Here is an 11,841-nt window from a genome sequence, read left to right as displayed (position 1 = left end):
TCAACCGTAGCAGACGTCGGTGTGGTGGACCTCGATCAATGTCGGATCGACGGCTCAGAACTCGCAATACATGACGTGCAGACCGACCCGGCCGAGGGTGGGGTGGCGAAACGCTCCTGGCACGGTGCCCACGATCTCGAACCCCAGACGCCGGTAGAGATCAACGGCCCGGTGATTGGATTCGGCGACGGCGTTGAACTGCATGCCGACGAAGCCGCGCTCCTTCGCCCACTCCATCACGGACCGGCACAGAGCCGTACCGACGCCCTTGCCGCGTGCATCGTCGGCGACCATGAAGCTGGCGGTCGACACGTGGGCGCCCGGCCCCGGCCGATTGGCGTACGCGTTGGCCGTACCAAGCACTCGATCGTCGGCCACGGCCACGAGGGTGATCGCAGGCGGTCCCAGCACCCAGATGTTGTGCGCCTGCTCCTCGGTCATCGCCGGGTCGTAAACGAAAGCGTCACCGGCCCTTACTATTTCCCGAACAATGGGCCAGACCTGCGGCCAGTCGGCTGGACGGTATTCACGAACCTGCATGGACAAATCTCGACCGTACCTCAGCTCGACAGGGTTTGGCCCGGACGCAGTGTCGGTCCGCAACCCGACGTCCGATACTCGCCCCACAGTGGTGGGAGGACCTTCCCGGCGTACTGGCGCAGTTCTTGGAGCTGCTGTTCGTCGCGCACCACATCTTTACGGATCCAGTCCTCGTCCGGCAGGGCAGGATCTGGGGACTGGTGGATCAGGTAATAGTCGCGGGTGATCCGTGGGTCGATGGTGACCTGATTGTGCATCCAGAGTCCGTGCGAGTGCACGAAGGTGGGTTTGCGCTCCTCGAACACGTAGTCGCTGAGGTCGGTGCGATCCTTGCCCGCATAGATGTCCGCGATCCGTGCTTCGGCGAGCCCGGCCATGTCGATCAGCTGCAAACGCGATGTCAGCGAACTTCCGCCCATATCGGGAGCGAACAAGCTGCCTTGCTGTACGCCGGCGATGTCCGCGTAGCCGTTGAAGAGGCGGCCGAACCGGAGAGCGATCCAGCACAGCGGCACATCCTCGTTGCTGCGAAACGAATCGGTGGCGTTGGCGAACGCAACGCCGGACGGGACCAAGGCACCGATCAGTACCAGCACGACCAGAACCCGGCTACGTTTGTGCAGCTTCGCCAGCAACTGCCCGGCCGAGATCACGACAACGAACGCGCCGAGCGCCCACACCGGGGTGGCGAACCGGAATTGCGCCATCCAGTCCGGTTGCAGGACACAGTAGGCGACCATCGCCAATGCCAGCGGCGCCAACAACGCGACAGCGCCGTCACGCCACCTCCTCGATGACCCCAGGGCAAGCCCGACCACTCCGATGCCCGCGATCACCGCGGGTGCGCCCGCATACTGCACCAGTTCGCCTGCCCTGGTCAGGTCGTGCACGGTCGGCGTCGCCTGATGTTTGGCGACCGCGGTATTCGGCACGAGCCTGCCGAACTCGACGATCCGCCACAGCAGATAGGCCCCGAAGGGGATCGCGAACGCGAGCGCCGAATACAGCCAACACCGAAGAGCGGCGGGCAACGTGGCGCGCCGAACCAGGATCACCGAAACCACGGGATACGCGGCCAGGTAGATCAGGCCGTCGGGACGGGTCAACGCCGCGAATGCTGCTAGCGCACCGGCTATCACCGCCACCTTCGGCGTCCACAGCCGCTCGTCCAGCACCGCCAGGAACAGGTGGACCGCCAGAACGCAGACCGCGAGCGCGAACAGCGCGTTCTCCAGGCCGGAGAAGCACCAGATCACGAAGGACGGGATCGCGGCCAACAGCGCGCCTGTCACGAACGTGGCCAGTGCGGGCCAGCGCGATACCCGTCGTGCGGCGACATAGCAGGCGGCGAGTATCCCCACGCAGCAGATCAGCGCGATCGCCTTGGGATAAAGGACGTAATCGGGGATGCCGAAAAGGGAGCCTCGATCGAAGAGGCCACACCATTTGCCCACCGCCAGCACGAAAAGCCAAGTGGGGTTGGAGAACCCCTCGACCGGCGCGGCACCGGGCTGCAGCACCGGACCCAGTCCCTCGGCGCCACTGCGCGCGTAGGCGAAGGTGATGCCCGCGTCGTCGACTATCCAGTTGCCGTATTCGCTTGCCCGCCATCCCAGCAGCAACGCACTGCCCACCAGCGCCGCCAGCGGAGCAAACCACGACCGTCCGTGCCGCTGCCAGACCCCCACCAACGGCTCGACCGAAGCCCGCAGCCGCGCTGTCAACACCTCAACACCTCAACACCTTCCATCAGATCCCAGTCGCGCGCGGGGCATAGATCGACAAGAGCACCGACCTGACCCACCGCCGCGGTCCTTCTGATGCGTCGGCATCCTCATCATTACCGGTCACATTCGATCACACGGTGCGAACATCCGCTCATCGCACTGTCCGCACACCGACACACCGCGTGGTCGGCCGGTTTTCGGCCTGCCGGTGCTGACGATCGTAGGCAACCGCCACCATCCAGAGCGAATCCCTTTGTGCCCAGCGGTTTTCCGGGGACTTCGCGGCCGCAGGGGTCACCACATTCCGGCCGCCGACAAGCTGTGTTCGGACACGTTGAATGTCAACCGATTTCAGAGGGGTCGAGTGTGACCTAAAGCGCAATTCCGCGAAACCGCGCAGGTTTCAGAGGTCACCCGAGTAGTCCTGGGTGATCCAGCGGTCGGGACGGATAGTGAACAGGACGGACTTGGTGCCGTCCATGCGATCGGCGAAGGCGCGACCGTCTTCCAAGCCGAGGTAGCGGATCGCGATTGCCTCCCGCACTTCCCGCGGCGAGGGCGTGGTCGCTTCGATGACCGTGCCCTCGACGATGACGTACTGGTACGGCAGTTCTTCGCGCTGGACGGTAAGAGTTACGACGCCGGCCTCCCGGATGAGCCTGGCCTTGCGGCGCTCGGCACCGGTATTGATCCTGATGTCACCGCCGGGGGTGTAGTCGTACCAGATCGGGACGGTCGCGGGCGGTCGCCCGTCGGTCGCCGCGACCGACAGCACGGCAATGTGCTTGCCCGCGAGGAATTCTTGACGTTCGGCCTCCGTGAACGGTTTCGGCATGTGAGTTCGAACATGCTGACCGGTGGCGCTATTCCCGTACCGCGCCGACACCCGCGCGCCTCATGCCGCGGCGGCCTCCCAGGTGAATCCGTCCGGGTCGGCGAAGGGACCGAGAGCGCTACCGATGACGAGCCGGTGCGACCCGGTGCCCTCCTGGGGTACGCCGGCGTCCTTGGCGGCAGCGCGGCGCCCGTAGAGCGCCAGCTTGACCGACGACGTGGCGAACTCGACGTACTTGCCGCCGAAACTCTTCGCCACGACCAGGCCGCGGTCGATGTAGAACTGCTTGGTGGCCTTGACATTGTCGACGCCGAGGAGCACCACGAAATCGTCGATCTCCCGGGTGGCCGGGCCGGTGTCCTTCTTCGACGAGGTCGCGATCTTCCAGATCGCCCCGTCCGGCGCCTGGACGACGCCGCCGTAGCCCCAGAAGCTCTTGGTGGCCGGTTTCAGCGTCGTCGCGCCCGCGTCGAGTGCGGTGCCGACGAGACTGTCGACGGTGCTCGGCTGCGACACCACGAGCGACAGGATGAAGCCACGGAAGCCGGTGGTCGGCGCCTCGGCGGCGCGCACGCGCACCTTATCGCCGAGGCCGAACGCGGCGTCGTAGAACGCCGCGGCGGTGGTGGGGTCGGGCGCTTCGAGGATGACGGCGTCGATAATGGTCTGATCAGTGGTGATGTTCATGGCAGTAACGCTAAGCGCTGCTCGGTGACCGGCGCTTCTCGATTCCTGACCGGTCTGTTCAGCCGTTCCGCCGCGCGAGCGTCACGACGCCGGGGCGCCAGCTGTCGCCTTGTTCGCGGCGCTGCTCGAGGTCGCGTTGGCGGTCCTCTTCTAACCGGTGACGGAGACGGACGAGCCTGCCTTGCTGGGGCGGGCGCTGCCGAAGACGAAGGTCAGTTCGGTGCGGCGGGCGATCTCCAGTTTGCGGTACACGCGGGTGAGGTGTTGTTCGACGGTGCTGGTGGTGATGTCGAGGGCGGCGGCGATATCGCGGTTGCGTTTGCCGTGCGCGGCGAGTTCGGCGACCCGGCGTTCGGCGGGGCTGAGAGCGTCCAGGCCGTTGCTTGGCCTACGTAGGTGGGAGACGTGCGGTGCGGTCCGGCGCGGGCGGTCGCCGACCAGATCGTGCAGCAGCGGGTCGGCGCCGCACGAGTCGGCGAGCCGGGTTGCCTCGCGAATCAGCATGCGTGACTTGTCGTGATCTCCGACGGCGCGGTGCGCGGCGCCGAGTTCGCCCAGGGCGGTGGCCAATTCGAGATCGCAGCCGCCGGAGCGGGCGATCGCGGCGGCATCGCGGAGCAGCCGGACCCGTTGGTAGCGGTCGCCGGTTGCGGCGACCAAGCGCAGGGATACCCCGCCGGTGCGGTGCTGGGTGGCGGCGCCGAGCAGGTCGAGATGACGGGTCGCGAAGGCGCGCGCATGCCGGTGCTCCCCCAGCGCCAGGTGTGCCGCCGCGAGGTCGTTGCGCCACGGAACCAGCCATGGGAAGTCCATCTGCCAGCGACGCATCAGGTGGCCGCAGCGGCGGAACGTGCGCTGCGCCTCGTCGGCGCGGGCGACGGCGAGCTGGTGGTGCCCGCGTGCGTGCAGGTAGGGCAGCCCGAAGCGCGACTCGAACAGAGCTCGGGGAACAGGCCTTCGCAATTGCGCCTCGGCGTCGGCGTGCCTGCCCGCCATGGTGAGCGCGCGCACGAGCGCCGCGATCGGAGTCCCGATCCAGACACCGAGGTGTGCGGCGGGAACGTAGTTCAGCGCGAGCACCGCGTCATCGATCGCGGCCCGCGCATTCCCTTTGCGCAGCATGGTTTCCGCGCGCAAGCCCGCGAAAATAGACTGCCAAGTCGGTGCCTGACGCGCCTCGGCTTCGGCCAGCAGCGAGTCGCACCAGGCCGCCGCGGTATCAAGCCGATTGGTGTAGATCAGGCAATGAACCGCTGCCGCAAGGGTTTCCACGGTGCTGGCGGCGAGCCGATGACGGGTGAGCAAACGCCGGGCGAGAGTAACGGTTTCGTCGAACGGGCGCCCGGTGAACAAGCCCGTCAGCAGCTCCGCGCCGAGTAAGTGCGGTGACGGTCGCTCCGCGGGCACCGGACGTCGCCGCGCCTGCGCCGCGAGAAGCCGCCGATGGCGTTGCGCGTGCGGCGGATGCGAGGTCCGCAGCCACGCGCACAGAAAATCGATCGTCGGCGCCGCATCGTCGAGCCGACCGCAATCCAGTTGGCCCAGTGCCTGATCGGCGTGCTGCGTCTGACCGTGCCAGAGCATGAACATGACGGCGGCGGGCACCTGCGCGGTCGGCACCCGGCTCGCGCGAATGGCCGCGCGCACCCGGCTGTAGTTCCGCGTCCGATTCGACGGGCTGAACCGCCATTCGGCGCGGACCAGCCGGATCGCGATCGCCGCCCGATCCGCCGGGTCACGGGTCGCCCGATAGGCCAACTCCAGCCGATCCACTGCACGGTCGATCTGATCGTTCGCCAAGGCCTCCTCGGCGGCGGTGAGCAACACCGAGGCCGCCCACGGGTAATCGGCGGCGTTGGCCGCGACCAAATGCTCGGCCACCGTGGCCGACGGAAACCCTCTGTCGTGCAATAGCTTCGCCGCCCGGCAGTGCAGTTCCCGGCGGACCTCCGCCGGAGTGTCGCGCAGGATCCGATCACCGATGTCGAAATCGTCGAACAGCGCCCGCCCGGACGACCCGGCGGCGAGCCGCCGGACGGCCGTACGCACCTCCGCCTCGTCGGCGGCGAGCAGTTCGGCGACCAGGCCGACCGTGCTGGCGCTGCCCAGCACGGCCATGGCCTGGCCGACCCCGGATCGGGTGAGTATCGAACACTTTTCGCCCTGGAGCGAGAACTGCGGGTGCATATCCGAGCCCCCTTCGTCGATGAGGTGTGCCCGACTGTGGAAGGGCACCATCGAAGAGAGCTCGGGTGCACTGAAGATGCGGCATCGTCGCAGCAGAGGCGTATCCGGACGCCCCATTGATCCAGCCGGTGTCATTAGCGTAGGTCGCCGACAGCGACCTGTCATCGAATCCCGGCAACAAGATCGCTGTAACGACTACAGCGGCCGATATGACGGAACTCGAGTAACATCAATGCTTTTCGCTCCGCGCGGCACCGATCGCGCTCACCGTGGCAACAGCTGCCGGCTGCGGACGGTAGGCCAGACAGGCTGCCGCGGCGTCATCGGCGGCCAGGAACAGCACAGTGTCGGCCGTGCCGAGCACACCTGATTCCCGTGCGTTCACATACGCGTGGACGGGTGCCGCCGAGTATGGATCGCCGATCGCCGGGTCGACACCGACGACCGCCTCCGGTCGAAGCCCCAGTGTTTCGGCAAGGCGGGCACGGAATCCCAGTGCTGGCGCCGGGGCGAGCAGCACCGCGCGTCCCGCCGCGAAATCGTCGCCGTCGATGTCTTCGTCGGTGACACAGTCGCGCACGACCGCGGCCGCGAGCTCGATCGGATCCTCCGCGCCGTGCCGGACGCACATGGCCGAGCGGCCGTTCGCCCCGGCCTCGCCCAGTGCGACCCAAGCCGACGGGTCGGCTTTTCCGGTCGTCTCACTGGTATACAGACGGCCGAATCCGCCTGCCGCAGGCGAGCTTCCGAGCAGTAGTGCCGCCGCCCCGGTCGTGTACGGGAACCCGGCGACATAACGCTGGGTCGACGGGTGGGTATCGCCCGCCACGAGCAACGCGTACTCCACTTCGCCGGTGGCCAAGAAGCATTCGGCGGTGCTGATGGCGTGCAGCAATCCGGTGGCGCCGTGCATCAGGTCGAAGGAGAAGGCCGGTACCCGGCCCGGCTGGTATTCCAGGCCGAGGCCGATCCGTTTCTGGATGAGCGCCGACACCGCGGGCTCGGAGATGTTGTCGTCCCGGAAGACTCCGGCGTTGATCAGCATGCCGACCTCGTCGACGGAGACATCCGAGTCCGCCAGGCAGCTGCGGGCCGCGCGGGCGGCCAGCTCGAAATAGCTGCCGGTGTCGAGGTCGGTGTTGGTCGCGGCCGCGACAATCGTGGTAGCCATGACTCAGGCCTCCAGACGCGAAATGGTCGCGGCGAGATGGCCGGAGACGATCCCGGACGCCTCGGGAATCATCAGTATCTTCGACCCTTTGGGAATCTTCTGCTGCGCGAGATACTCGTGCAGCACTACGAAATGCGAGGTCGAGGCCGTATTGCCGTAGTCGTGCAGCACATTCAGGGTCTGCGGCATCGGAGTGCCGAAATGCTGCTCGGTCAGGTGCCCGATGTAATCGATGACCGGCCCGCTGAACTGGTGATGGATCCAGTAGTCGTATTTCTCGCTCTCCCAGGTTCGTCCGGTCTCCTTCAGGAAGGTGTCCATGCGGTTGATCGCCTGCATGTACCTGCCCTCGTTCTGCATGGCCCGGTTGTCGGTGTAGAGCGCGATGCCGTTGGACCGGTCGCTTGGCATGCCGAGGCAGTGCTCGGCCCCGTCGGCGGTGGTCATCAGTTCGACGTAGTGGATTTCGTCGTGGTCGTCGCCGCGATCGTCGAGCACGACGGCCACCGCCGCGTCGCCGACGGTCAGTGCCGCGAATTGCGGATCGTAGGGTTCGCTGATCTCCCGCACCGCCGTTTCCGCGGCCGGGGTGATCTGTTCGCCGCTGACCACCAGACCGTTGCGCACCACCCCTGCTTTGATCATCCGGTCCAGCACCAGCACCCCGGTCATCATGCCCGCGCACGCGTTCGAGACGTCGAAATGCCTGGCCGTCGTCGCGCCGATTTCGTTGCCCAGCATCAGCGCGAATGCCGGTGCGTAGCAGAAGATTTCCTTACCACGCGTGCGGGTGATGGAGGCCGAGATGATGATGTCGAGCTCGTCCGCGTTGTATTCGGAATGTCGCAGACAATCGTCGATGGCCTGTAACGCCAATTCGAATGACGATTCATAGTGATCCGGATGCGAGTTGTAGACCCGCCGATTCTTGATTCCGGTGACCCGCTCCAGATCCAGTGACCTCGGCACTGCCAAACTGTCGATCAATTCCTCGGTGGAACGGACGGTTTCCGGAGTGTACGAGCCGATCGACTCGAAACGCGTACGCTGCATTGCCCCTGCTTTCTGCAGATCAGTCGATGACAAACAAGTTATGTCGCTTGGACTTCCGACAACGTTGTCGTGGACTGCGTAGCCGCTGCGCCTAACCGGCGGGCCCGACCAGGGTCGCGCTCACCTCACACAGCTGCTGTCCGAGCGCGTCGTCCTGCGCACGACGCGACGGAGTCTTGATGCGGTTCTTCTGGAAGTAGGTGCCGGTGACCTCGGCGACCTCGGGATCGGTCGCGAGATAGCTCAGCGCACGACCACCCTCATCGACGGTGATCATGAACAGTCGCTTGGCCACCGCGACCAAGGGCTGCCCGAACCATGGCAGCGAATCCCAGATCCCGGTCGCCACCGCGCCGGGATGAAAAGCGTTGACCGTCACCCCGGTCCCCGCGAGGCGGCGCGCCAGCGCCCTGGCGTACAGAATATTGGCCAGCTTCGATCGACTATAAGCCTGCTCCCCCGAATACTTTCGCTGAAAGCCGATATCGTCGAAATCCAGGGTGGCGCCGAAATGTAGTACCGACGAGGTGAACAGGATGCGCGAGGGAGCGCTGTGCACCATCAGATCGGCGAGCAGTTCGGTGAGCAAATAGCCGCCGAGATAATTGACGGCGAACGTGGCCTCGATGCCGTCCGCGGTCTCGACGCGCTCCTTGTGATAGGAGCCCGCATTGTTGGCCAGCACATCCAGCCGGTCATATTGCGCCAGCACGTTTTTGGCGAGCTGACGGATCGAAGCCTGCGAGGCGAGGTCACATTCGAGGGTGTCGACGCCGCCGGCGCCCGCGGCCCGAACCACGCTCGCCGCCTCGGCCAGCTTCCGCGGATTCCGTCCGACGAGGACCAGCCGATCGCCTGCCGCGGCGCACTGCTGTGCGGCCGCGAGGCCGATACCCGATGTCGCGCCCGTGATCAGGATGGTCTTCATAGCCGACCACCATGCCATACGTTTTCGGCTGGTCCGCCGCTCCGAGCAGGTGTCACGGCAGGGCTGAAAGATGCTGCACGGGAAAACATTTGCGCAATTGCGCAGGTCGGGCCTGGTCGGCTCCGCTCGTCCGAGAGCCGTCGGCGCTGCCGTGAACGTCGTCGCTCGGCTACGGGTAGGGGGTTATAGGGGTTCGCTCTGGTACCGGCATGCTCGTCGAAGCCGCCGAGTCGAGGGCGTTGCTACCTGGAAGCCCTTCGGGCTGCCCACGCGGGCAGCCCGGGCCAGCAACACTCGACCCGGCGGTCAGGTCAGTTGTTCGTGCTCCGGGGTCGTAAGGGGGTTACGACGGAGTTTCCCGACTTGCGGCCGACGCCGCCGAGGAGGAGGCGTTCTTCGGTCAGTCGGGGCCGCAGTGCGGGGCCCATCGGCCACCAGTCGTCGAGTTCTACGAGTCCGGGTTCGATCAGTTCGAGATCGCCGAAGAAGGAGGCGATCTCGTCCCGGGTGCGGTACCAGCCGGAGCCCAAACCCAGTGTGGTGAAACGACGTTGGAGTTCTACCGCCATCTCGTGCGCTTCGGAGCCGTCGGCCGGGTCCCAGAAATGGGTGATCGCGACGAAGGAACCGGCCGGGAGCGCATCGATGTACTGGCGCATGATTCCCGCGGGATCGAGGTCGTCGTCGACATGGTGCAGGATCCCACACAGAATCAGCGCCAACGGGCGGGTGAGGTCGAGGTGCGGGGTGACCTCGGGGTGGGTAAGCAGGGTGTTCGGCTCGGTGAGGTCGGCGGGCACGAAATGGGTGTACTCGTTGCGTTCGAGCAGCACTCGCCCGTGCACGTTGCACACTGGATCGTTGTCGACGTAGACCACCTGCGCCTCGGGATTCTGCTGCTGCACGATCTCATGGGTATTGCCCACGGTCGGCAGTCCGGCGCCGACATCGAGAAACTGGTCGATGCCAACGGTTCCCGCCAGATATCGCACGGCACGGTGCAACCACCGCCGGTTCATCCGCGCCACATCGCTCTGTCGCGGCGCGACCTCGGCGACTTTGTCGACGACGTAACGATCGACCGGGTAGTTGTCTTTACCACCCAGCGTGGCGTCGTACACCCGGGCAATACTGGCGCGCGTTATGTCCACGCCGACCGGCGCGCGGACGCCGGTTTGCGGAGCGGTATCGGACATGACGACCTCTCTGGAGTTGATTGTGACCCGACTCGCTGAGCGTAGTAGCTGAGGCAGGCGCTTATGACGAGCTGATTCGTTGCAGTACTCGTCCCGGTAACAGACCGCCACCCACGTGGGTGACCCGCCACCAATCGATATCGATGACCAGCGCCTCGACGGGCGTGGCGAGAAACGGTTCGATCTGTGGTTCCTTGCGCAGCAACGCCTGGAAGGTCTCGTCTCGATCCGCCTGATCCCGCACGGTCGCCGTGCCCAATCCCTGCGCGAACGGATTGATGAAGCCCGCGGGAACGACCTTCACCCCCACGTTCGGATTCGCTCTCAGGTGGTCCAGCGTTCGACCGCCGGACTCCAGGATCAGCGTGAGACGGAAAGGGTCACTGTCCAATTCGGCGAAGAACGCGTTCGAGCACCAGTTGATGCCGTCTTTCGACGTCGCCAGGTCGATGCTGGTGTAGGTGAGAATGTCGGTGAGCTTGTCGCGAACAGATTGGTCGGCGATCTGTGAGTCTGCTGCCATGTCGAACTCCGTTGTGTTCGAGAAGTGGATTACGGTTTGCGGCCGACGCCGCCGATGATGAGATGTTCCTCGGGCCAACGGGTGCGAAGTGCGGGTCCCCCTGGCCACCAATCGTCGAGTTGCACCAGTCCCGGCGGAAGTATCTCCAGGCCGTCGAAGAACGCCTCGATTTCGCCGCGGGTGCGCCACCGTCCGGTGCCGAGACCCTCCTCGTTCAAGGCTCGCTCGGCCCGTCTGGCCAGGGTGTGCAGTTGCTCGTCCACCTCACCCGGGTCGAAGAAGTGGCTGATCATCACGTACGAGCCCGACGCCAGGCGGTCGATGTACCGGCGCATGATTCCCGCCGGGTCGCCGTCGTCGTCGATGTGATGCAGTGTGCCGCACTGCATCAGCAGCAACGGCCGATCCAGATCCAGGTATCGGTTGACGGCCGGATCGTCCAGCACCGCGTCCGGCTGGGTCAGATCGAGGTCGAGGAAATGGGTGCAGTCGTTCGCCTCCAACAGTTCCCGGCCGCGTGCCACGCACACCGGGTCGTTGTCCACGTACACCACGACGACCTCGGCACCGAGTTCCTGCGCCACCTCATGCGTATTCTTCCGGGTCGGCAAGCCACTGCCAAGATCGAGTATCTGATCGATGCCTGCGCTGCGCGTCAGGTAGCGCACCACCCGCTCTAGCCAGCGCCGATTGGCCGTGCCGACGTCGTCCTGGTGTGGAACGACGGTTTTCATGTGCTCGAACACCTGGCGATCGATCTCGAACCAGTCTTTTCCGCCGAGGGCGTAGTCGTACACGCGGGCGATGCTGGGCGTTGCCGGGTCCACAGTGCCGAGCCGCGTCCGATCGTCCGGTGACGACATGGCTGCTGGTCCCTTCTCAGTCGGCTGCCGTGTTGCGTGACTTTACGCATCGCCTATGCGACCCGCCCGGGAATGCGAACGAATGATTGCGTTGTCGGTGTGAAAGTTCCACGCTGGCAAGGGAGGCCCTC

At 65.6% G+C, this 11,841-nt stretch carries 11 protein-coding genes; all 11 read right to left on the bottom strand.

Annotated features, from left to right (window positions below; all coding sequences use genetic code 11):
• Nucleotides 1-54: 54 nt before the first annotated feature.
• Nucleotides 55-540: a GNAT family N-acetyltransferase gene (locus tag KV110_RS14760; RefSeq protein WP_246634731.1), complete on the bottom strand. Its 486-nt coding sequence runs from the start codon at nucleotides 538-540 to the stop codon at nucleotides 55-57.
• Nucleotides 541-560: 20 nt separating this feature from the next.
• A complete protein-coding gene (locus KV110_RS14755) occupies nucleotides 561-2,267 on the bottom strand; it encodes a hypothetical protein (RefSeq protein WP_246634539.1) in 1,707 nt (568 codons plus the stop codon).
• Between the two features lie 403 nt (nucleotides 2,268-2,670).
• Nucleotides 2,671-3,102 (bottom strand): pyridoxamine 5'-phosphate oxidase family protein, encoded by a 432-nt coding sequence (locus KV110_RS14750; protein WP_218476673.1) that lies wholly within the window; start codon nucleotides 3,100-3,102, stop codon nucleotides 2,671-2,673.
• Between the two features lie 60 nt (nucleotides 3,103-3,162).
• The gene (locus tag KV110_RS14745) at nucleotides 3,163-3,789 is read right to left on the bottom strand and encodes a VOC family protein (protein ID WP_218476672.1); all 627 of its coding nucleotides are present in this window, start codon (nucleotides 3,787-3,789) and stop codon (nucleotides 3,163-3,165) included.
• Between the two features lie 150 nt (nucleotides 3,790-3,939).
• Complete coding sequence (locus KV110_RS14740; protein ID WP_218476670.1) at nucleotides 3,940-5,976, bottom strand: helix-turn-helix domain-containing protein; 2,037 nt, start codon at nucleotides 5,974-5,976, stop codon at nucleotides 3,940-3,942.
• Between the two features lie 229 nt (nucleotides 5,977-6,205).
• Nucleotides 6,206-7,147, bottom strand: a complete 942-nt coding sequence (locus KV110_RS14735; protein ID WP_218476668.1) for a beta-ketoacyl-[acyl-carrier-protein] synthase family protein — start codon at nucleotides 7,145-7,147, stop codon at nucleotides 6,206-6,208.
• Between the two features lie 3 nt (nucleotides 7,148-7,150).
• On the bottom strand, nucleotides 7,151-8,200 hold the full coding sequence (locus KV110_RS14730) for a 3-oxoacyl-ACP synthase III family protein (protein WP_218476666.1): 1,050 nt from the start codon (nucleotides 8,198-8,200) through the stop codon (nucleotides 7,151-7,153).
• A gap of 91 nt (nucleotides 8,201-8,291) precedes the next feature.
• Nucleotides 8,292-9,128 carry an SDR family oxidoreductase gene (locus KV110_RS14725; protein WP_218476664.1) on the bottom strand — a complete coding sequence of 279 codons (837 nt, stop codon included), beginning with the start codon at nucleotides 9,126-9,128 and terminating at the stop codon, nucleotides 8,292-8,294.
• Between the two features lie 311 nt (nucleotides 9,129-9,439).
• Entirely contained in the window at nucleotides 9,440-10,324 is an 885-nt protein-coding gene (locus tag KV110_RS14720; RefSeq protein ID WP_218476662.1) for an SAM-dependent methyltransferase, read from the bottom strand.
• 61 nt (nucleotides 10,325-10,385) lie between these two features.
• The gene (locus KV110_RS14715) at nucleotides 10,386-10,847 is read right to left on the bottom strand and encodes a hypothetical protein (RefSeq protein WP_218476660.1); all 462 of its coding nucleotides are present in this window, start codon (nucleotides 10,845-10,847) and stop codon (nucleotides 10,386-10,388) included.
• A 29-nt stretch (nucleotides 10,848-10,876) separates the two neighbouring features.
• Nucleotides 10,877-11,710, bottom strand: coding sequence for an SAM-dependent methyltransferase (locus tag KV110_RS14710; protein WP_218476659.1), 834 nt, complete (start codon nucleotides 11,708-11,710; stop codon nucleotides 10,877-10,879).
• Between the last annotated feature and the right edge of the window lie 131 nt (nucleotides 11,711-11,841).

Source organism: Nocardia iowensis, assembly GCF_019222765.1.
In the GTDB taxonomy this organism is placed as follows: Bacteria; Actinomycetota; Actinomycetes; order Mycobacteriales; family Mycobacteriaceae; genus Nocardia; species Nocardia iowensis.
Note: the sequence above shows the minus strand (reverse complement) of the source record. Positions and strands in the feature narration are given on the sequence as shown.

Coding starts and splice junctions, on each gene's coding strand:
- KV110_RS14760 (WP_246634731.1), bottom strand. CDS start 540: ATGCAGGTTCGTGAATACCGTCCAGCCGACTGGCCGCAGGTCTGGCCC.
- KV110_RS14710 (WP_218476659.1), bottom strand. CDS start 11,710: ATGTCGTCACCGGACGATCGGACGCGGCTCGGCACTGTGGACCCGGCA.
- KV110_RS14720 (WP_218476662.1), bottom strand. CDS start 10,324: ATGTCCGATACCGCTCCGCAAACCGGCGTCCGCGCGCCGGTCGGCGTG.
- KV110_RS14745 (WP_218476672.1), bottom strand. CDS start 3,789: ATGAACATCACCACTGATCAGACCATTATCGACGCCGTCATCCTCGAA.
- KV110_RS14725 (WP_218476664.1), bottom strand. CDS start 9,128: ATGAAGACCATCCTGATCACGGGCGCGACATCGGGTATCGGCCTCGCG.
- KV110_RS14750 (WP_218476673.1), bottom strand. CDS start 3,102: ATGCCGAAACCGTTCACGGAGGCCGAACGTCAAGAATTCCTCGCGGGC.
- KV110_RS14715 (WP_218476660.1), bottom strand. CDS start 10,847: ATGGCAGCAGACTCACAGATCGCCGACCAATCTGTTCGCGACAAGCTC.
- KV110_RS14730 (WP_218476666.1), bottom strand. CDS start 8,200: ATGCAGCGTACGCGTTTCGAGTCGATCGGCTCGTACACTCCGGAAACC.
- KV110_RS14735 (WP_218476668.1), bottom strand. CDS start 7,147: ATGGCTACCACGATTGTCGCGGCCGCGACCAACACCGACCTCGACACC.
- KV110_RS14740 (WP_218476670.1), bottom strand. CDS start 5,976: ATGCACCCGCAGTTCTCGCTCCAGGGCGAAAAGTGTTCGATACTCACC.